Annotated in this window: 13 protein-coding genes and 1 pseudogene; 1 reads left to right on the forward strand and 13 read right to left on the reverse strand. The window is 30.9% G+C overall.

Annotated features, from left to right (window positions below; translation table 11 throughout):
- From BMY79_RS10020 to BMY79_RS10060, 8 genes and pseudogenes are all read right to left on the reverse strand, one after another.
- A pseudogene (locus BMY79_RS10020) lies at nucleotides 1-220 on the reverse strand (hypothetical protein); the annotation flags it as partial.
- Between the two features lie 174 nt (nucleotides 221-394).
- Nucleotides 395-1,912, reverse strand: a complete 1,518-nt coding sequence (locus BMY79_RS10025) for a glycoside hydrolase family 5 protein (RefSeq protein ID WP_177176443.1) — start codon at nucleotides 1,910-1,912, stop codon at nucleotides 395-397.
- A gap of 125 nt (nucleotides 1,913-2,037) precedes the next feature.
- Nucleotides 2,038-4,011: an ABC-F family ATP-binding cassette domain-containing protein gene (locus tag BMY79_RS10035; protein WP_022749768.1), complete on the reverse strand. Its 1,974-nt coding sequence runs from the start codon at nucleotides 4,009-4,011 to the stop codon at nucleotides 2,038-2,040.
- Nucleotides 4,012-4,017: 6 nt separating this feature from the next.
- Nucleotides 4,018-4,800 carry a GTP pyrophosphokinase gene (locus BMY79_RS10040; protein WP_022749770.1) on the reverse strand — a complete coding sequence of 261 codons (783 nt, stop codon included), beginning with the start codon at nucleotides 4,798-4,800 and terminating at the stop codon, nucleotides 4,018-4,020.
- Nucleotides 4,801-4,902: 102 nt separating this feature from the next.
- Nucleotides 4,903-5,169: a hypothetical protein gene (locus BMY79_RS10045; RefSeq protein WP_022749771.1), complete on the reverse strand. Its 267-nt coding sequence runs from the start codon at nucleotides 5,167-5,169 to the stop codon at nucleotides 4,903-4,905.
- Entirely contained in the window at nucleotides 5,170-5,949 is a 780-nt protein-coding gene (locus BMY79_RS10050; protein ID WP_027422444.1) for a TrmH family RNA methyltransferase, read from the reverse strand.
- 101 nt (nucleotides 5,950-6,050) lie between these two features.
- A complete protein-coding gene (gene pfkA / locus BMY79_RS10055) occupies nucleotides 6,051-7,022 on the reverse strand; it encodes a 6-phosphofructokinase (protein WP_022749774.1) in 972 nt (323 codons plus the stop codon).
- 68 nt (nucleotides 7,023-7,090) lie between these two features.
- Nucleotides 7,091-10,588 carry a DNA polymerase III subunit alpha gene (locus tag BMY79_RS10060; protein ID WP_074730886.1) on the reverse strand — a complete coding sequence of 1,166 codons (3,498 nt, stop codon included), beginning with the start codon at nucleotides 10,586-10,588 and terminating at the stop codon, nucleotides 7,091-7,093.
- A 148-nt stretch (nucleotides 10,589-10,736) separates the two neighbouring features.
- Here BMY79_RS10060 and BMY79_RS10065 point away from each other — a divergent pair, with 148 nt between their 5' ends.
- Nucleotides 10,737-11,594, forward strand: a complete 858-nt coding sequence (locus BMY79_RS10065; protein ID WP_074730887.1) for a patatin-like phospholipase family protein — start codon at nucleotides 10,737-10,739, stop codon at nucleotides 11,592-11,594.
- A gap of 211 nt (nucleotides 11,595-11,805) precedes the next feature.
- Here BMY79_RS10065 and BMY79_RS10070 read toward each other — a convergent pair whose 3' ends face one another.
- The 5 genes from BMY79_RS10070 to BMY79_RS10090 all read right to left on the reverse strand — a co-directional run bounded on the left by BMY79_RS10070 (nucleotide 11,806) and on the right by BMY79_RS10090 (nucleotide 21,724).
- Complete coding sequence (locus BMY79_RS10070; RefSeq protein ID WP_074730888.1) at nucleotides 11,806-13,125, reverse strand: DUF4097 family beta strand repeat-containing protein; 1,320 nt, start codon at nucleotides 13,123-13,125, stop codon at nucleotides 11,806-11,808.
- Nucleotides 13,126-13,192: 67 nt separating this feature from the next.
- A complete protein-coding gene (locus BMY79_RS10075) occupies nucleotides 13,193-13,978 on the reverse strand; it encodes a TraX family protein (protein WP_074730889.1) in 786 nt (261 codons plus the stop codon).
- 1 nt (nucleotide 13,979) lies between these two features.
- The gene (locus tag BMY79_RS10080; RefSeq protein ID WP_022749780.1) at nucleotides 13,980-16,439 is read right to left on the reverse strand and encodes a glycogen/starch/alpha-glucan phosphorylase; all 2,460 of its coding nucleotides are present in this window, start codon (nucleotides 16,437-16,439) and stop codon (nucleotides 13,980-13,982) included.
- 255 nt (nucleotides 16,440-16,694) lie between these two features.
- A complete protein-coding gene (gene ileS, locus BMY79_RS10085) occupies nucleotides 16,695-19,856 on the reverse strand; it encodes an isoleucine--tRNA ligase (RefSeq protein WP_022749781.1) in 3,162 nt (1,053 codons plus the stop codon).
- Between the two features lie 623 nt (nucleotides 19,857-20,479).
- Nucleotides 20,480-21,724, reverse strand: coding sequence for an ABC transporter permease (locus tag BMY79_RS10090; RefSeq protein ID WP_074730890.1), 1,245 nt, complete (start codon nucleotides 21,722-21,724; stop codon nucleotides 20,480-20,482).

A 21,724-nucleotide genomic window follows, 5' to 3' on the forward strand; every position in this document is an offset into this window, starting at 1 on the left:
TTGAACGCATTTTCCCATCCTTACACATGATGTGTACAGCCTTGAAAGTATAGCCAAGAAAATCAAACTCTGTTACGTCTTCATCCTTTGTTCTGTCCTTATCTTTACAATACACAATTCTAGTTTTGGTCGGATGTAATTCAAGTTTACATTCTGCAAATCTTTTAGCCAGACACTCTTTTATGTAAAGAGCCGCTTCTTTTGTTTTGCAGTGTACCACACCATCATCTGCATATCTTTCATATTTGATAATAAAACGAAAAGATTTTTAAACTTAAAAATAAGCAAAAACAAAAACAGCGAAAGCACGTTACTGTGTTTTCGCTGTTTTTACTTAATATACATATTTTTTGATATACGCTGTTTCTTTTTTTATTTACCACTTATGGCTTTCTTATCTACCACTTATGGCTTTCTTAAACCATTTACCAGTTTCTGATAAATCATCATCTGACCAACCGCTCTTCTTTGAACAACTTGGTTTTATAAGCGCGGAACTCTCATCTTTGTTGCTTAAGCTCCATGCTATAAAACTAATATCATTTTCATTTAAAAGCTTCAACCATTTATTCGCAGAATCATAATCAATTGCACCATTACCTGATGCATCAGTTATGCTACACTCACTTACAAATACCGGTACTCCTGAACTTATTGCCTTAGTTAACTTATTTCTAATATTATCATGATGTGTTCCTGCGTAAAAATGTAATACATACATTACATTCTTATCTTCTAATTGATTTCCAATAACTTGATCAACATCCTGTGACCACGTGTTAGTACCAACAAGAATAACTGCATTTTGATCATTTGCTCTGATTGTTTTTACAACATCACTTGCGTATGGTTTAATAACCGAATTCCAATCAGAGTTTTGGGGTTCATTACAAATCTCATATAAAACATTCTCATTATCCTTATATTTTTTGGACATTTCATCAAAGAATTTTATAGCCTCACCTTTATTGGTGTTTGGATTTGAATCTGATAAAATATGCCAATCGATTATTACATACATACCGTTTTCTGTGGCATATTTAACACCATCTTCAACAAGTTTCTTTAGTTTTTCTTTATCTCCACCATTACAATATCCACCGTACTCATTTGTATACATAGCAATTCTAAAAACATTAGCATTCCAATCTTCTTTTAATGTTTTTAATGCATCCGGATTAATATAATCTGGGTACCAAGCTATTCCGTGAGTACTTACTCCTTTTAGCTGTACTACTTTTCCTGTACTGTCTACAAGTTTAGTTCCTTGTACATGTAATCTTCCGGTAGGTACCGTTGCTTTACCTTGATTTGTAATTATCTGTTTTTTTTCAGTTTTATTTGCAGCTGATTTTTCTGTTTTATTATCAGAATCATCTTTTCCGCTCTCTTTATCGGAATCATTTTTGTTCCCCAGTCCCCTTATAATCACGCTTTGTCCATCACTAAAGGTAACTTCTATAAAACTAACATCTACTTTTTCATCAGATAATGTACTAAAAATAATTCCAATATCTTGTTGAACCCCTTTACTAGAAACAACTTTGTTGTAATTAGTAGGTTTTAAACAATATTGGTCCAATTTTGCTTCAATATTCACATTCCAATTTTGCTCTAGTTTCAAATCTTTTTTCTTTAAATTAATCTCCCAATTGGCAATATCTATATTTTCATCATTATGTATTGAAAAATCATATTGAGTGAATTTCTTACCTTCACTTTCCCAATTGTTTTTTTCATTTACATCAACATAAACTTTCATTTTTGTTGCTTTTTTACTAGTAGCTTTTCTTTTACTGCGAACTTTTGAGTTTTTGTTCTTTTGTCCATTACAACCCACTAATACAAATCCCAAAACAAAAATCCCTAAAAAAACAAGTAACTTTGTTAATTTCTTTTTTTTGTTTTTCATAATTTTCCCCCTTTTTATACGTATCGTGTTTTTTGATTATCTTATTACATGTGCTTTTACTTCAAAAAATTTGTTCACTACTATTATAATACTATTATAAATCATTTTCATTTATATAATTCTTTTTATCTTAAAGATTTTTGTTCTTCTATCTGCTGCGCTTTATCTTCTAAAAACTCCCAACGCTCCATGAAATATTCTAGTTGTTTTTCTTTTTCTTCTTTTTCTTTATTAAGTTCATTTAACTTAACAAAATCACTAGCACATTTAACCATTTCGCTATCTATTTCTTCTAGGCGCTCTTCCACTTTAGCAATATCTTCTTCTATGGTTTCGTACTCTTTTTGCTCATTATATGTAAATTTTATTTTCTTCTCATGTCCCCAAGTAGAACGAGAATCCTTCTTTTCCACATTTTGTGTATTTGAATCTCTTGAAAATGACACACTGTTTTCTCCTAATGAAGCAAACGCGTTTGATACATCATTTTCATCTAAAGCTGACCTTGAATCAACTTCTTTTTTACCCCATGGTGTACCTAATGGTCTTATCCTTTTATTTAAATAATCTGTATAGCCACCTTCATATTGAACAAGTTCTCCAGCATCCTCAAACGCAAAAATTCTATTTACAATACGATCTAAGAAATATCTATCATGCGATACTGTTATAACGATTCCTTTGTAATTATCAAGATAATCCTCAAATATAGCCAGAGTCTCTGTATCTAAATCATTTGTAGGCTCATCTAAAATCAACACGTTTGGTGCTTCCATTAAGACCCTAAGTAAATTCAAACGTCTTTTTTCTCCACCTGATAATTTTTCAATTGGACTATACTGCTGCTCTGCTGTAAATAAAAATCTTTCTAACATTTGCGATGCCGATACTAAGCCATCTTCAGTTCGAACGTACTCGGCTGTATCTTTTATATAGTCAATCACTCTATCTTTTGGATTCATATATGAAGTTTCTCGACTTACTCCAGTTGAAGAAATACCATAATTTTTATCTTCTGACATTATTATTTCTTGTGAATAATAACCTATTTTTACAGTCTGACCAACTTTTATTTCACCAGAGTCAGGTTTTAAAAAACCTGCAAGCATCTTCATTAAAGTAGTTTTTCCGCAACCATTTGTCCCTACAAAACCTACTCTGTCATTTTTCAAAAAAATGTAAGAAAAATCATTAATTAAAGATACTCCATCATATGCCTTACATACATTTTCTATTTCTATTGTTGTTCTTCCCAGTCTAGTAGAAATTGAGCTAAGTTCTAGCTTATCATCTTCAACTGGTGCTTTTGCATTTTTTAATTCTTCATATCTTTGAATATGTGCCTTTTGTTTAGTTGATCTTGCTCTAGCTCCACGCATCATCCACTGAATTTCATTTCTTAAGATAGACTGTCGCTTTCTTTCACTAGCCTTTAATGATTCCTCTCTCATAGTCTTCCTTTCAAGAAAACCAGAATAATTAGTGTCATAGCTATAAATATTGCCCTTATCAACCTCTACGATTCGATTACAAACACTATCTAGGAAATATCGATCATGCGTAACCATTATTAGTGACTTTCTCCAATTTCTCAAATATCCTTCTAACCATTCAATCATATCATAATCTAAATGGTTTGTGGGTTCGTCTAAAATTAAAACGTCGCAAGGCTTAATAAGCGTTGCAACTAAGGCTAATCTTTTTCTTTGTCCACCTGATAATTCCTTGACAGGTTTATTATAATCCCCTATATCTAATTTAGTCATAAGTGCCTTAGCATCGCTTTCTAATGTCCACTTATTTTCTTCTGTAATATTTCCAGTTTTTGCCAAATTTAATACATTTTCTAATGCTGTTAGATTGTCATCAAAATTTGGATTTTGCGATAGGTAACTAATAATTATATGATTTGCTTTAGTTACACTTCCTTCATCTGGATTAACCTCTTGCGCAATTATCTTTAATAATGTTGACTTACCAGTACCGTTAATTCCTACAATACCAATTTTCTCGCCTTCTTGTACATAAAAGGAAGCTCCACTAAAGAGCTCCCTTCCTGTATATGATTTAGTAATATTTTCAATATTAATTATGTTCATATTAATTTATGCGGTTCCCACTGATGCCTTAAAACTAGTATTATTTCTTGTCTTACTAGTTGCTTCTGACTTTTTTCCCGCTAACCTCATTTCTTCTTTTTGTTGTTTATTATCTAAATTGTTATCTTGTATTCTCTTTTTTGCCTGTTCTTCTTGCTTTGCCTTTGCCTCTAAAATTGCATTATTCAACTGCAACATCTTAGCATCTAGCATCGAAACAATTCCTGAACACTCTCTTAAGTCCCTACTTATGTACTCTGGAGCATTTCCCTCAAATTTATAATATATTTTATGCTCTAGACTTGCCCAAAAATCCATCGCCATTGTTCTTATTTGAATTTCAACTTTAGTATCTACGACTCGATCTGACAAGAAAATCGGTACCGTTACAATCATGTGATAACTCTTATACCCACTTTCTTTTGGATGCTTGATATAATCCTTGATAGAAATAACCGTCAAATCATTTTGCTTTCCAATCATTTCTGCGAGTCTATAAATGTCCGATGTAAACGAACAGACCAACCTTATTCCCGCAATATCATTAACGTAATTTACCATATTATCAATTGTTACATCATAGCCGTATCTCTTAAGTTTTTTTACAATACTCTCTGGCGTCTTGATTCGAGATTTAATATTCTCGATTGGATTATACTGATGTACATGTTGAAACTCGTCATTTAAAATCTCTAACTTTGTTCCTACCTCTTTAAGTGCAGAATTGTACAAAAGAATCACCGTTTTCCAGCTATCTACGTCTTCTTTGAATGTGTATGGTGTTTCCATTTATTCTACCCTCCATTGCCTTATAAATAACTCTATACTTCCTCTTAAATTGTAACACATATAATGTGTTTTGTCGGCTAATTTTGTTCAATTTATGAAAAATTAATAATCTTCTTCTAGGATTTCAACCTCCATAAAATCGAACTCTATTTCATCTACAAAATTATCTTTATTAAATCTTGTTTTTCCTCTTCTTTTAAACTCTTCAATATTAGAATTCAACCATATGGGTTTGCTTAAATCAAATTTATAACAAATATCATCTATTGAATTAAAAATTTTGTGTGTTCTTGTCTCTTCCGAAAAATCTTCTATTGTCTCGGAGTCTATTATCCTTGCATTCTGTACAAATTTAAACCAAATTCTCAATTATTTTTTTCTCCTTTGTCTATTAGCCTCATACATTAATAATGTTGCAGATATAGCTGCATTTAATGACTCTACTTCCCCTTGCATTGGAATAATTATATAGTCATCTGCTAAATTGGCTATTTCATCACTCAATCCATTTCCTTCATTTCCAATGAAAAAACCACACGCCTTTGTATAGTCTTTTTCGTCATATGCTTGCTTTCCTTTTAAATGTGCAGCAAATAAACTTACATTTTTTTCTTTTAATTCTTTTATTGTTTCTCGTAAATCATCTACTATTATGAAAGGCATTCTGTATATGCTACCCATAGTTGATCTTATTGTTTTGGTGTTAAAAATATCAACAGTTGTCTTATTCATTATAATTCCTGTTGTTCCTGCACCTTCACCACTTCTAACCATTGTTCCTAAATTTCCTGGATCTTGTACACTTTCTAAGATTAGTAATTGAGTTTTATCTCCATCTAACATATCTTCTAATGTATATTTAGGTATTTTAATAAGTGCAATTATTCCTTGTGGAGTAATAGTATCACAAACAGATTTAAACACACTATTGCTCAACACTTCGTATTGATAATTTTCATATAAACTTCTTTTTTCAATATCATTGTAGAAATCTTCGGACACATAAACTTGTTTTACCCAATCACTTGGTGCTTCTTTAAACATTTTTATTCCTTCAACAATAAATACATTTTCTTTTTTTCTTTCTTTTGATTTTTTATATAGCGCGATTAATTTTTTAACCTGTTGATTACTACTACTTGTTATCATGAATAATCTTCCTCTCGTTTAAATCGTTTTTTACTCAAAAAAGTGGGTTGTCACTTGCTGACAGCCCACCATCTTTTTTAACTTTAATATAATATCCAGAATTATACTAAGTCTTTTGAAATAGAATATAAGTACTCTGGAATTGTTTTTTCCATTGCAAGTGCTTCTTCGATATCATAATCAACGAATTCACCATTCTTGTAAGCAACTACTCTATTGCTCTTTCCTTCACAAAGAAGATCTACAGCATAAGCACCCATTGTTGAAGCGTATACACGATCTTTACATGTTGGACTACCACCACGTTGCATGTGTCCTAAGATAGTAGCTCTTGTTTCAACACCTGTAGCTTTTTCAATCTTCTCAGCTAATTCCTGAGAATGTCCAATACCTTCTGCATTGATGATAATATAGTGTTCTTTACCTTTTTTACGTCCTTCAATAATACGTTTGATGATAGCTTCTTCATCATGATCGTATTTTTCTGGAAGAAGGATTTCTTCAGATCCATTAGCGATACCACACCATAAAGCGATGTAACCAGCGCCACGTCCCATAACTTCGATTACAGAACATCTTTCGTGAGATGTTGAAGTATCACGAACTTTATCAATAGCTTCCATAGCTGTGTTAACAGCTGTATCGAAACCGATTGTGTAATCTGTACAAGCAATATCTAAATCGATAGTACCTGGTACACCGATTGTATTGATTCCAAGTCTTGCTAATTTCTGAGCACCCTGAAATGATCCGTCACCACCGATAACAACGATTCCGTCGATACCGTGTTTTCTACAAATTTCAGCACCTCTAGCCTGAACATCTGCTTCTTTGAACTCTAAACATCTAGCTGTTTGTAAAATTGTACCACCACGAGAAATAGTATCTGAAACGCTTGTAGCATCCATATCGATAATTTCTTCTGCTAAAAGTCCAGCATATCCTTTTTTAATTCCTTTAACTTTTTTTCCTTTTGCAAGTGCTTGACGAACTACTGCACGGATTGCAGCGTTCATTCCTGGAGCATCTCCACCACTTGTTAAAACGCCAATTGTGTTAACTTCTTTAGCCATTTTAAGTATCCTCCTACTATATAACAAATCTTTTTAATATACACTCAATCTATTATATTTTATACTGTTTAACGCTTGTTTTCAATATTCTTTTCAATAACTTTTATATTATTTTTTCCATATTTTTTTGTTAATGTATCAAAAAGAACGTTTTTAGCGCAAACTGTCAGATTTTTTCCAAATCTTTTTATTGCTTTCGGATTTTCAATGTATATTATCACTTCATCTTTACCAAGATTATTAGTAAATAATTGCATCAACTCATTAGCATCTTTTTCATAATCCTGCATATTTTTAAACTTAATCCATAATTCATTTCCTATCTCATCGAAATAAATTATTTCTTCTGCAATTACTTTTCCGTTCTGCTCATTTTCTACTGTAGCTGTACCTCTGATAAAAACTTTATCATCTACTTCTAGTCTTCCCATAACTTTTTGATATTGTCTTGGGAATACAATTACTTCGACGGTTCCAACTAAATCTTCTATTTTCAAAAATGCCATTGGTTGATTGTTTTTAGTAAACTTGATTGTTTTTTCGGAAATAATTCCTCCTATTATAACCTTTTGACCATCTTTTATTTTTTGTTCATTCGTTTCTAAATCTATTATAAAATCTGAGGTTATTGCAGTCACATTTTTATTTATTTTTTCCCTATATTCATCTAATGGATGTCCGCTTAAGTACATACATAAAACTTCTTTTTCAAATCCAAGAAGCATCTCTTTATCAAATTCGCCAACTTTTGGCATTTGAAATTCGAATTCCTTCTTTTCTTCTTCACTAACTAAATCAAATAAACTCATCTGGCCTGCTATATTATTCTTTTTACCATGTGAGACTTTATCAACCATCATAGCATGGACATACACCATCTCTTTTCGTGTCGCATCAAAATCATCACAAGCGCCTGATTTTATTAGATTTTCTACAGCTCTTTTATTAATGTCATAATTTGATACTCGCTGTACGAAATCCCAAAGCGAAATATATTTGCCGTTATTTTTTCGTTCTTTTACAATTGAATCAATTATCTGGCGTCCAAGACTTTTTATTGCATACATTCCAAAGCGAATATTTTTTCCTTCTACGCTAAATACTCCTTCTCCATTGTTAACACTAGGTGGTAATACTTCGATATCCATATTTTTGCATTGATACAAATATTCCGCCATCTTATCTGTATTATCAATTACTGATGTAAGTAACGCAGCCATATACTCCGTTGGATAATAATATTTTAACCACGCTGTTTGCATACTGATTACTGCATACGCTGCTGCATGTGATTTATTAAAGGCATACTTTGCAAAATCAACCATGGAATCATATATTTTATTAGCAGCCTGCTCTGAAATTCCGTTAGCAACACAACCTTTAATATTTTCGTTCTCGTCTCCATAAACGAAACTCTTTCGTCCTTCATCAATTACATGCTGTTTTTTCTTACTCATCGCTCTTCTGATATTATCAGCCTGTCCCATTGTATAACCGGCTAATTTTTGAACGATCTGCATAACTTGCTCTTGATAAACGATACAACCATATGTTGGCTCTAATATTTCTTTTAATTCTGGTGTTACGTATGTTATTTCATCTTGATTTTTTTTACCTTTAATATAATCTGGTATAAAATCCATTGGACCTGGTCTATAAAGTGAAATTCCGGCTATAATATCTTCAAAGCTTTCCGGCTTCAATTCTCTCATAAATCCTTGCATTCCTGCCGATTCTAGCTGAAATACTCCATGTGTTTTTCCTGTACCAATAAAATCTAATACCTTTTTGTCATTAAAATCAATATTGTCTATATCTATATCTATACCTTTAGATTGTTTGATATTTTTTACTGCATCTTTTAAAACTGTAAGTGTTCTAAGTCCCAAAAAATCCATTTTTAATAATCCTAATTCTTCAAGCTGAACCATATTATACTCAGCTGTTGGACTTCCATCACTTGCTCTTGCAAGAGGAACATAATCACTTGCGATACCAGGATAAATAACCACTCCTGCTGCATGAACCGAAGTATGGTTTGGTAAACCTTCTAGTTTTTGAGCCATATCAATCAATTCATGCATCTGTGGATCCGTATCATATAGCATCTTAAATTCTATATTTTCTTTTAAAGCACTTTGAATTGTAACTTTAGGTCCAAGAGGTATCATTTTAGCCACTTTATCCATTTGAGAATATGGAAAATCTAATACTTTTCCAACTGCTTTAATTACTCCACGAGCAGCCATAGTACCAAATGTTACAATCTGTGTAACTGAATCTTTTCCGTATTTTTGAGTAACATATTCAATCGCTCTATATCTTTGTGCATACTCAAAATCTACGTCAATATCGGGCATGGATACACGCTGTGGATTAAGAAAACGTTCAAAAAGTAAATTATATTTAACTGGATCAATATTCGTGATTCCGGTACAATAACACACCTTACTACCTGCTGCAGAACCTCTTCCTGGTCCTACCCAACAGTCGTGTTCTCTACTCCAATTAATATAATCCCATACAATCAAAATATACTCTATAAATCCCATTTTCTTGATAATACCTAATTCATATTGCATATCTTGATATATTTTATCGCAAGCTTCCTTATTATATTCTTCATTATCTATATATCTTTTCTTGAAACCTTTTTCGCATAAATCTACCAAAAAGTCCCAAGCACTATCATAGCCTTCTGGCACTTCATATTTTGGAATTTTATAATTGTTAAATTCAATTTCAACATTACATCTATCTGCGATTTTTTGTGTATTTTCAATAGCTTCTATTGCATATGGAAAAAGTTGTCTCATTTCATCTTCGCTTTTTACATAATACTGTCCGCCCTCGTAACGAAGTCTATTTTCATCTTTAATCAATTTACCTGTTTGGATACATAAAAGTACATCATGCGCTTCTACATCTTCCTTAGATGTGTAATGAACATCATTTGTGCATACCAATGGAATATTAAGCTCTTGACTCATTCTTAAAAAGGCATTATTTACCGTTTTTTGCTCATTAATTCCGTGATCTTGCAATTCTAAAAAATAATTTCCATCTCCAAACACATTTTTATATTTAAGTGCTATTTCTTTTGCTTTTTCATAATTACCACGAACTATCATTTTTTGTACTTCACCAGCTAGACATGCTGATAAACAAATTAAACCTTCATGATATTTTTCTAATATTTCAAAATCAACCCTTGGCTTATAGTAATAGCCTTCTGTAAATCCTGCAGATACTATTTTTATAAGATTTTCGTAACCTTTGTTATTTTCTGCTAAAAGAATAAGGTGATAATATCTATCCTCACCATGACTAATTTCTCTATCAAATCTCGAATTAGGTGCTACATAAACCTCACAACCTATAATCGGCTTAATTCCTTGAGCTTTAGCAGTCTTATAAAATTCGATTGCTCCATACATTACACCATGATCTGTTATGGCAGCTGAATTCATACCCAGTTCTTTTACTCTTTTTATATATTCGCTTATCTTATTAGAGCCATCTAATAAGCTATATTCTGTATGTGTATGAAGATGAACAAAACTCATATATACCCTCTTTTCTAAAATTCTCTAGTCTTATATTTTAGCAAATAATATTAAGTAAAACAACTTAAATTTCTGTTAAAACTTTTTTGTATTTTATTTTTTATTGTGCTACAATTGTCATATATTTTCTAGATTGGAGGGCTTATTTATGAAAAAAATTGGGTTAGTTGTTGAAGGTGGCGGTATGAAATGTGCCTATAGTGCAGGCATCTTAGATTGCTTTTTAGAAAAGAATATTTCTTTTGATTACAGTATTGGTGTTTCTGCTGGCTCTGCAAATCTATCATCTTTTTTAGCAAAACAAAAAGAACGTAATTTACGTTTTTATACACAACATATTAAGGATCCTGAGTATATTAGTATTCAAAATTTTTTATTACATGGCGAGATTTTTGGACTTGATTATATTTATGGAAAATTGAGTAATTCAACTGGAAAAGATCCTTTAGATTATCAAGCTATCGTTGATAATCCTTGCGAATTTGAAATTGTAGCAACTGATTCAAAGACTGGAAATGCAATTTATTTTAACAAATCAGACTTACGCCAAGATAATTACACTCCTATTATGGCATCAAGTGCCTTACCTGTATTTTGCAATCCTGTACCTTTTTTAGGATGTGAATATTTTGATGGTGGAATTTCTGATGCTATTCCTTTTCAAAGAGCACTCAAAAAAGGCTGTGATAAAATTGTAGTTCTTTTGAGTAAACCAAGAAGTTTTGTCAGAAAACCAGAATCACATAAATCACTATATTCAAAAATTTTAAAAAAATATCCACAAATAATAAAAGCTGTTGATCATAGATATATTATGTACAGGAATCAAATTGCTAAGCTCAAACGACTTGAGGCCGAGGGAAAACTTTTTGTTTTTGCTCCATCTAAAAGCATCAAATTAAGCACAATAGCCATGGACCCTGTGGGTGAACAGTCACTTTATGATCTCGGACTTTCAGATTATAAAATGCAAGAAGAAAAATTATTACAATTTCTCGCAGATTAGGTGTTGTTTTATGTTTGCTTAAATGTTTGTACTAATGTAAATACTTTATATTAGCTTAACTTTTTTATATTAACACTAAAATAGATGTCTCCGTAATAAAGTCTCATTCTCCTTATTACTTTGACATCTATTTACTATTTTGTATTATTTATTACTTTGACATCTATTTACTATTTTGTATCATTTATTACTTTGTGTCTATTATTATTTTTTACTTCCAATGTTTATCATTTACCTCTATGCTTCCAACTCCACTGTTTAGTTGCGCATTAGCATGAGTAACTTTACTTCTAGTTTCAATTTCAATGTCGCCCACATCACATTTTACGTTAATATTACTAAATTCAGCGGATACATCAACATCTCCTACGTTATTTACTATTTTTATTGAGTCATATTTGCCTCTTTCAATCTCAGCATCTCCAAGTTTTAGATTTAATTCACACTTTGATATCGTAGAGTTATTTATTTCAACATCTCCTAGATTAAGGTTCATAGAAACTATATCGAGCTTAATTTCTTGTGGTATGTATATTGTCATTTCACATTTATTTTTTTTCAAATTAATATTTTTTTTATTATATTGTTCTCGTATAACTAGTGTATCTTTTTTTATTCCTATTTTGGGTTGATATTTTATTGGATATTTATATTCAACTTTTAACTCGTCACCATTTTTTATTGTTATATCTCCAATATTTATTTTAGCATCAATCTTTTTTATCTTATTGTTTTTTAAATCCACTGTTTTAGAAATTGACTTAAATTTTTTATACGAAAAGGTCGGTATAGAAAAATTTTTATACATCCCCAAACATATACAACAAATGATTACTAACCAAATAAATTTTTTCTCATTGCCTCTTTTTTTAGTTGCAAAATCATATTGATTGTATGCTTTATTTTCCTCAAAAGCGCTATCTTGCTCATAAACTTTTTTTTCTTCGAAAGATTCATCATTTCCAAAATCTCTTTTATTTTTGTAAAACTCTTTATTTTTGTAAAACTCTTTATTTTTCTCATTAATTGCAATCACATCGTCATAACTTGAGTCAATTATTGATGAGTAAATAAAAAGAAAAACTCCTACTCCGACAAATAAAAATAAGAAAATCGATACAATTTTTGTATCAAATAATATATTTGGCACAACACTAACTATACAAAGCATCACTCCAATTGCCACACAATATATCTTTGTTTTTTTAAATAATCTCTTTTTCTTCTTTACTGTTTCAAGAGTGAGCATATCTATCTCACATGGCTCTTTTTTTAGATAATTCCACTCGTCACCACTTAAACCGCTTATTATAAAAAGCATCACAGCTATTGCAATTGATACAATCATCAAAGCGGCGCCGCATTGTTCGTATCTACTAAAAAAAGCATTAAATATAATAGGATGTGTAACACTTGTGATGCATAAAAAAACTCCAATTCCTATTCGATATGCATTTTTTAATTCATTTTTTAAATAGTTATCTATTTCTTCAGCCGGAACACTTCTAATTTCTTTTCCCTCTTCTTCCATACTCAAACTTCCTTTCTATCATAATATAATTTTCAATATAGATACCTCTAATTATATTCTAACTTTTTTACTTAAATAAAAAAAACCTAATTAATGTTAAAAGTATTAAATGTCCTGGATAAAAAATATAGAATAAATACTTATTTTGTTTACCTCTTTCCCCATTATACAAATATATAAAAATAATTCCAAAAATTGACCATTTTTCGATCTCACCACACATCAAAATCAATAAAACAACGCCAACAATGTATCCTATTTCCTTTTGACCTAAAAGAATTGCACTATACATAACATATATAACAAGTACTCCGCATGCGCTGTAATCTGTATTTAAAAAATACGCTGCTAATATACCTGCTCCTAATATCAGCATTTTCCCTATCATTACTTCTTGATAGGATAACATTTTTTCATATTGAATTTTTTCTAATTCACTCTGCAACATTATGACCGCTACTGCAATTGCTAATGTAAAAAAGACATTATTACTATCAAAATAAAATGGCTTATCAAAAAAAGCTAAATCGAAAGGAATTTCAGAAATCACCCCAAAAATAAATAAACGTACCGCATATTTTTTTATATTTCTCGTATGAATTGCACCTTCAGCAATCATAAAAGCAAACAATGGAAACGCTATCCTTCCAATCGATCTTAACACTTCATCTATTTCGAGAACCATCTCATAACTATCAAATTTTTGATAAAAGAACCACACTTCTCTTTCGAGAAGTGCGGCTCCTATATGATCTATTAGCATTATGATTATCGCAATATATTTCAAATAACTAGCCGGCATCGGAATTTTTTTCCTTATATATGTCTCTTTTTTAAAAAAATCAAAATCCATTTTATGCTCCTGTATTGTCTATTGTAACTTTATCTAGATGCCAAATATCATCAACATATTCTTGTATTGTTCTGTCTGAAGAGAATTTTCCTGCGTTTGCAACATTCAATATTGCGCTCTTTGCCCATGACTTTTTATCTTGATAGTAACGATTTATCTTCTGCTGTGCCTTAGCATATGATCTAAAGTCAGCTAAAATAAAGTATCTATCTGCCTCTTTATCATGTAGCAATGAATTAAATAATGTTCTGAATAATTCTCTATCATTTGCTGAATAAGTACCATCAACCAACTGATTAAGAACCTTTTTAATCTGTGGATCATTGTTGTATATATCAATTGGATTATAATCATGAAGTTTCTCGTGATTAATTACTTCATCTGCACTCATTCCAAAGATGAAGATATTGTCAGCACCCACTTCATCATACATCTCAACATTAGCACCGTCAAGTGTTCCAAGTGTAATCGCACCATTAAGCATAAACTTCATGTTACCAGTTCCTGATGCTTCTTTACTTGCAGTCGAAATTTGTTCACTAACGTCTGCTGCTGCAAAAATCATTTCTGCATTAGAAACTTTATAATCCTCAATAAATACAACTTTAATTTTTCCATTAATATCTGGATCATTATTTATAACTTCTGCAACATTATTAATTAATTTAATGGTCTTTTTGGCTGTTTCATATCCAGCTGCTGCTTTTGCACCAAAAATAAATGTTCTTGGATAAATATCAACATTTGGATCTTCTTTAATAACATTATATAAATACATTACATGCAAAATATTAAGTAACTGTCTCTTATATTCATGCAATCTTTTTACTTGAACATCAAAAATAGAATCTGGATTTACATCAATTCCGTTATGTTCCTTGATATATTTTGCCAAACGTACTTTATTTTTGCGTTTTATCTCCATAAACTCTTCTTGGGCCTTAGGAACATCCGCAAACTCTGTAAGATCTTTTAAAACTGTCAAATCAGTATACCATTTATCTCCAACTTTATCTGTTACCCACTTTGCTAATAATCTATTACCATGTCCTAGGAAACGTCTTTGCGTAATACCATTTGTTTTATTGTTAAATTTATCTGGGAACATTTCATAAAAATCACGTAATTCTTGTTTCATAAGAATTTCTGTATGTAATTTTGCTACACCGTTTACTGAAAAGCCAGCAACAATCGCTAAATGAGCCATTCTAACCTGACCATCGTATAATATAGCCATCTTTCTAATTTTTTCTTCATTACCAGGATATCTTGTCTGAATTTCTAAAACAAAACGTCTATTGATTTCATCAATAATTTGATATACTCTTGGTAATAATCTTTCAAAGATTTCAATTGGCCACTTTTCAAGTGCTTCTGCCATTATTGTATGATTTGTATAAGCAACACAATGTGTTGTTATTTCCCATGCTTCATCCCACTCTAAGTGTTCCTCATCTAGAAGAATTCTCATCAACTCAGCTACTGCAACTGTAGGATGTGTATCATTCATTTGGAATACAATTTTCTTTGGCATATCCATTAAATTGTCATTTTTTTGTTTAAATCTTTCAATTGCTCTTTGAATACTAGCTGATACAAAGAAATATTGTTGTTTTAAACGTAATTCCTTACCTGCAACGTGATTATCATTTGGATACAAAACGTCTACCAAATTGCGGGCTAGCATTTCCTCTTCAACCGCTTTTTGATAATCACCTTTATCAAATGAATCTAAGCTAAATACTTCCTTTGCTTCTGCATCCCATATAATAAGAGTATCTATTAAATTATTTTTGTAACCAACTATAGGAATATCATGTGGAATAGCCCATACGGATCTATAATTTTTTTGAACAAATGATAATTTTCCATTTTCATCAACTTCTTGTTCAACATGTCCACCAAATTTAACTTCATATCTGTATTCTGATCTTCTAAGTTCAAATGGATAACCATGCTCTAACCAGTTATCTGGAACTTCAACCTGAAATCCATCAATAATTTGCTGTTTAAACATACCATATCTGTATCTTATACCACATCCGCATGCAGCATAACCAAGAGTAGCTAATGAATCCAAGAAACATGCCGCTAATCTTCCTAAACCACCATTTCCTAATGCTGGATCTGGTTCTTCATCTTCAATTTCATTTATATTTAACCCCAATTCTTTTAAAGCTTCATCAACTTCATCATATGCAGACAAATTAAGCAAAATATTACCTAACGCACGTCCCATTAAAAATTCCATTGATAAATAATAGACTGTTTTAGGTTGTTCTCTTGCAAATGTTTGCTGAGTTGCTAACCATTCGTCCATAATAACATCTTTTACAGAAACACACACAGCTTGAAATATTTCTTGATTTGATGCTGTGCTTAAATCTTTTCTGTATTGTGTCATTAGGTTATCTTTTACGCTTTTAATGAACACTTTCTTGCTAAATACATTATCTCTCATCATTCTCCTCCTACGATAAGTACATCTTTGCAACATTCCTTGTAATATTTCGGAATTTTTTAATATAAAATTTATATTTATAAAAAAACAGGCAACAATATAATAACTCTTTAATTACTAGAAAAACTACTAACAAAGGCTATATATCATTGCCTGCACAACCTATATACTGTATACCCAAATAGTATACTAATATATATTTTTTTATATAATTTTATACATTGGTATAAATTTTTTATACCTATATTATACTACTTATTGCTTCTCAACTGCAAGTTTAACGTCTTCTCCGTTAATCTTCCACTCTTTTTCAAAGCCAGCTAATTCAGTATTTTCAATTGAAACAGCTAAAACATCATTCATTATAGTTTCCATATTTCTATCAAAAATTCCTGTAACTTTTTCATTAGCTTCATATGTAACTTTAATATGATCCATTACTTCAAAACCAGCGTCTTTACGCATTGTTTGTAATTTTGAAATAATTTCTCTAACAAATCCTTCTTCAAGAAGCTCTGGTGTAAGGTTAGTATCAAGAACAACTGTAATATTATTGTCAGACTCTGTTACGTAACCTTCCATCTGTGTCATTTGAATTAATAAATCTTCTTCTTTTAGTACAACTTCATCGCTAACTTCTGAAAGTTTTAATTCTCCATTAGTTCTTAACTCATTCATAGCTTTATTACCATCTAAGTTAGCTAATGCATTTTGAATTTGTTTTAAGAATTTACCATATTTTGGTCCAACTGTACGAAGTTGTGGTTTAAATAAGTATGTAGTATATGATGATACATCATCTTTAAATTCAACTTCTTTTACATTTAATTCTTCTTCGACAATTTTCTTGTAGAAACTTTCTAATTCATCGTCTGCTTTAACATACATTTTACCAATTGGTTGACGGTTTTTAATGTTTGCTTCATTTCTACAAGCACGACCCATAACAACAATTTTAAGAACTTCATCCATGTTCTTTTCTAATTCTTTATCAATATGTTCTTCATCTACAACAGGGAAGTCACATAAGTGAATACTTTCTGGTGCATCTGAATCTACGCTTCTTACTAAGTTTTGATAAATATCTTCTGTCATGAATGGAATCATTGGTGCTGCTGCTTTAGAAATAGTAACAAGTGCTGTATATAATGTCATGTAAGCATTTATCTTATCCTGTTCCATTCCTTTAGCCCAGAATCTTTCTCTTGATCTTCTTACATACCAGTTACTCATTTCATCAACAAACTCTTGTAAAACTCTAGCAGCTTCTGGAATTCTATAGTTACCTAAGTTTTCATCTACTGCCTTAACTGCAGAATTTAATTTAGATAATAACCATTTATCCATTACAGATAATTTATCATAATCTAATGAATATTTTGTTGCATCAAATTCATCAATATTTGCATAAAGTACAAAGAATGCATATGTATTCCATAATGTACCCATGAATTTACGCTGTCCTTCTTGTACAGCTTTTCCATGGAATCTATTTGGTAACCATGGTGCTGAGTTAATGTAGAAGTACCATCTAATTGCATCTGCTCCATATTTTTGTAATGCGTCAAATGGATCAACTGCATTACCTTTTGATTTAGACATCTTCTGACCATTCTCATCTTGAACATGACCTAAAACAATAACGTTTTTATATGGTGCTTTATTGAAAAGTAAAGTACTTTCAGCCATTAATGAGTAGAACCATCCTCTTGTTTGATCAACAGCTTCTGAAATGAAGTTTGCAGGGAACTGCTGCTCAAATAAATCTTTATTTTCAAATGGATAATGATGCTGAGCAAATGGCATTGCTCCTGAGTCAAACCAGCAATCTAATACTTCTGGAACTCTCTTCATAGTTCCATCACATTCACTACATTTAAATGTAACTTCATCAATGTATGGTCTGTGTAATTCAACTTCTGCTGCTTTTGGATCATTAGCTTTTTCTGCAAGTTCTTGTCTACTTCCAATAGAAATCTGTTTTCCACAACAATCACATTCCCAAATATTTAATGGTGTACCCCAATATCTGTTTCTTGAAATACCCCAATCTTGAATATTCTCTAACCAGTTTCCAAATCTACCTTCACCGATACTCTTTGGAATCCAGTTAACAGTTTTATTATTTGCAACTAAATCATCTTTAACTTCTGTCATCTTTATGAACCATGATTCTCTTGCATAGTAGATAAGTGGAGTATCACATCTCCAACAATGTGGATAATCATGTTCAAATTTAGGAGCTGCAAATAATTTGTTTTGATCTGCTAAATCTTTTAAAATAATTGGATCTGCTTTTTTAACAAATACACCAGCATATGGAGTTTCTTCTGTAAGTTCACCACGTTCATTAACGAATTGAATAAATGCTAAATCATTTTCTCTACCAATTCTTGCATCATCTTCACCAAATGCAGGAGCAATATGTACGATACCTGTACCATCTGACATTGTTACATAATCATCAGCAGTTACAAAGTGCGCATTCTTATTTTGTTTTTCAGCTTTTTTTGCTGTACACTCAAATAATGCTTCATACTCTTTTCCTACTAAATCTTTTCCTACAAATTTTTCTAATACTTCGTATGCTTTTTCATCACTATCTTCATCTACTAATTTACCTAAAACAGAATCAAGTAATGCTTCTGCCATGTAGTATGTATAGCCATCAACAGCTTTAACTTTTACATATGTTTCCTCTGGGTTAACACACAATGCCACGTTTGAAGGAAGTGTCCATGGTGTTGTTGTCCATGCTAAGAAATAAGCATCTTCATTTTTAGCTTTAAATCTAACAATTGCAGATTTTTCTTTAACTGTTTTATATCCCTGTGCTACCTCTTGTGCAGAAAGTGGTGTTCCACAACGTGGACAATAAGGAACTACTTTAAATCCTTTATATAAAAGATCTTTTTCCCAAATTTCTTTTAAAGCCCACCATTCTGACTCAATGAAATTATTATCATATGTAATGTATGGATTTTCCATATCAGCCCAAAAACCTACTGTTCCAGAAAAATCTTCCCATAAGCCTTTGTATTTCCATACTGATTCTCTACATTTTTTAACAAATGGTTCCATACCATATTCTTCAATTTGTTCTTTACCATTTAATCCAAGAACTTTCTCTACTTCTAACTCGACTGGAAGACCATGTGTATCCCATCCAGCTTTTCTAGGAACATATTTACCCTTCATTGTTTGGTATCTTGGAATCATATCCTTTATAACTCTAGTTAAAACATGACCGATATGAGGTTTTCCATTTGCTGTTGGAGGTCCATCATAAAAAGTGTATGTTTCTCCCTTTTTTCTGCTTTCCATTGATTTAAGAAAAATGTCGTTATCATTCCAGAATTTCTCTACTTCATGTTCTCTGTCAACGAAATTCATATTGGTATCGACTTTCTTGTACATAATACATTTCCTCCTAATTTACGTAATCGATTTTTATAAATAAAAAAGGCTCTAATCCTGTAATAAGGACGAGAGCCTGCGTTTAACCACCTTGTTACAATGTACTTAAAATCTTGTGCTAGCATTATCCTAATAATACTCACAAAAATCTTGCATACCTGTTCCCTTTAACGTTGGAAAAACGTCAGTATCTATTCTTTGAAAACAAAATCATATGAGTGTGTAAGTCACAAAAAGACAATGAAAAAAAACAAAACAAATAAAAAAGTAAGGTAAAAATGTAACTACAAAGGACCTCATATTTTGTTTTCAAATTTCGACCTGAAACTCCGAAGTGATATTCATTTAGCAACTACTAGTATCAGCTCTCACCTAATCTGACTCTCTTAAACCTTCATCACTAAATTACTGTCTTCATCACAGTCTTTAATAATATAAAAATTTTTATCAATGTCGCATGTAATATACGACATTTAAAGTATAAAACTAGAAAAAACACTTGTCAAGACAATTTTTCGTATTTTATTTTTTTAAAATATGTAAAATATCTTACCACATGTATCTTTCTAACATGCTAGAAAAAACGTTATATTCTCTATTATATAATTTTTATTTTGTACTCTTTATTTATCAAATATTATCTTTTCGTTATTAAATAATTTTCCTAAAAAGCATGCTAAAATTCCAATATATATAATCGAGGTCACAACAGTAATAATTATTTCTGCATTACCATAAGTTCCGCTAAATATTCTATTAATTAACATAATTATGTTAATCAACGGAACTGCATATAAAGGTAATTGTTCTGTCATATTATCTAATAAAGCTGGTAAAAATGATGATCCAACAATTATAAGTGTTAGTGGAGCTATCGCAGTTTGTGCATCCTTTAAGTTTTTTGCAAAACTTGAAACAATAGCTATAATTGATGTAAATAAGCATGCTGACAAACAGATTACAATAATAAGTACAACATAATCCTTGCATCCATATGCATTTGTCAATGACACATCCCCATCTAGCATCATTAACTTAGGAAGCGATAAAATTATTCCGACAAAACTTGACAAACCACTCATTACCGCTATAATACTTAAACTTAGGATTTTACCAAGTGATATGTGAGTTCTTTTTACTGGTGTAACTAATAAAGTTGCCATAGTTCCTCTCTCTTTTTCTCCTGCAATTGACTCCGTTGCTGATGCCATTGCACCTGAAAAAATCATCATAATAACTAACATTGGTAAAAATAATGACATCATTTTCTTAACATCTACGTTATCTTTTTTCTCTGCCAAATCGTATTTACTTTTAAAATCTTTGTCATTGTTTTTATTTTTTTCACGGTTTATATCAAATTTATTTGATATAGTCTTTTCATATTCATTCAAATAATTTTCAATGTGCTGATATGCAGTATTCGAATTTTCCTTATCAGAAGAATAATAAATTTCAACATTTGCAGGTAATTCTTTACTTTCAATTACATTGTATTGTTTAACTTTTTCATCAAAAGCATCTGGAAAAATAACAAACGCATCTAGTTTTTCAGACATAATTTTTTCTTTTGCATTATTTTTTATAACCTCAAAATGTTCTTTATCCTTGACTTTATCAGCAGAATATTCCTTCACCTTAAAACTCTTATCTTTTTTAATGTTCGCTACACTCTGAGGTACACCAACCATCTCGATATTATATTTTTTAGTTTCTTCTTTTTGAGATATTTCCTTCATTGCATATCCCATAAAAGAATACGTAACATAAATCAACAATCCCGGTAAAATAAAAATCTGAAATGCAATTTTTTTATCTAAAATAAATCTCAATATTTCTTTTTTCATAATATTTAAAATATTATTCAT

The sequence above is a fragment of the Lachnobacterium bovis genome, from assembly GCF_900111325.1.
GTDB lineage: Bacteria > Bacillota > Clostridia > Lachnospirales > Lachnospiraceae > Roseburia > Roseburia bovis_A.

Excerpts from the sequence above, each read along its gene's own strand:
- BMY79_RS10025 (WP_177176443.1), bottom strand. The coding sequence starts at position 1,912 with ATGAAAAACAAAAAAAAGAAATTAACAAAGTTACTTGTTTTTTTAGGG.
- BMY79_RS10035 (WP_022749768.1), bottom strand. The coding sequence starts at position 4,011 with ATGAACATAATTAATATTGAAAATATTACTAAATCATATACAGGAAGG.
- BMY79_RS10040 (WP_022749770.1), bottom strand. The coding sequence starts at position 4,800 with ATGGAAACACCATACACATTCAAAGAAGACGTAGATAGCTGGAAAACG.
- BMY79_RS10050 (WP_027422444.1), bottom strand. The coding sequence starts at position 5,949 with ATGATAACAAGTAGTAGTAATCAACAGGTTAAAAAATTAATCGCGCTA.
- pfkA (WP_022749774.1), bottom strand. The coding sequence starts at position 7,022 with ATGGCTAAAGAAGTTAACACAATTGGCGTTTTAACAAGTGGTGGAGAT.
- BMY79_RS10060 (WP_074730886.1), bottom strand. The coding sequence starts at position 10,588 with ATGAGTTTTGTTCATCTTCATACACATACAGAATATAGCTTATTAGAT.
- BMY79_RS10065 (WP_074730887.1), top strand. The coding sequence starts at position 10,737 with ATGAAAAAAATTGGGTTAGTTGTTGAAGGTGGCGGTATGAAATGTGCC.
- BMY79_RS10070 (WP_074730888.1), bottom strand. The coding sequence starts at position 13,125 with ATGGAAGAAGAGGGAAAAGAAATTAGAAGTGTTCCGGCTGAAGAAATA.
- BMY79_RS10075 (WP_074730889.1), bottom strand. The coding sequence starts at position 13,978 with ATGGATTTTGATTTTTTTAAAAAAGAGACATATATAAGGAAAAAAATT.
- BMY79_RS10080 (WP_022749780.1), bottom strand. The coding sequence starts at position 16,439 with ATGAGAGATAATGTATTTAGCAAGAAAGTGTTCATTAAAAGCGTAAAA.
- ileS (WP_022749781.1), bottom strand. The coding sequence starts at position 19,856 with ATGTACAAGAAAGTCGATACCAATATGAATTTCGTTGACAGAGAACAT.
- BMY79_RS10090 (WP_074730890.1), bottom strand. The coding sequence starts at position 21,724 with ATGAATAATATTTTAAATATTATGAAAAAAGAAATATTGAGATTTATT.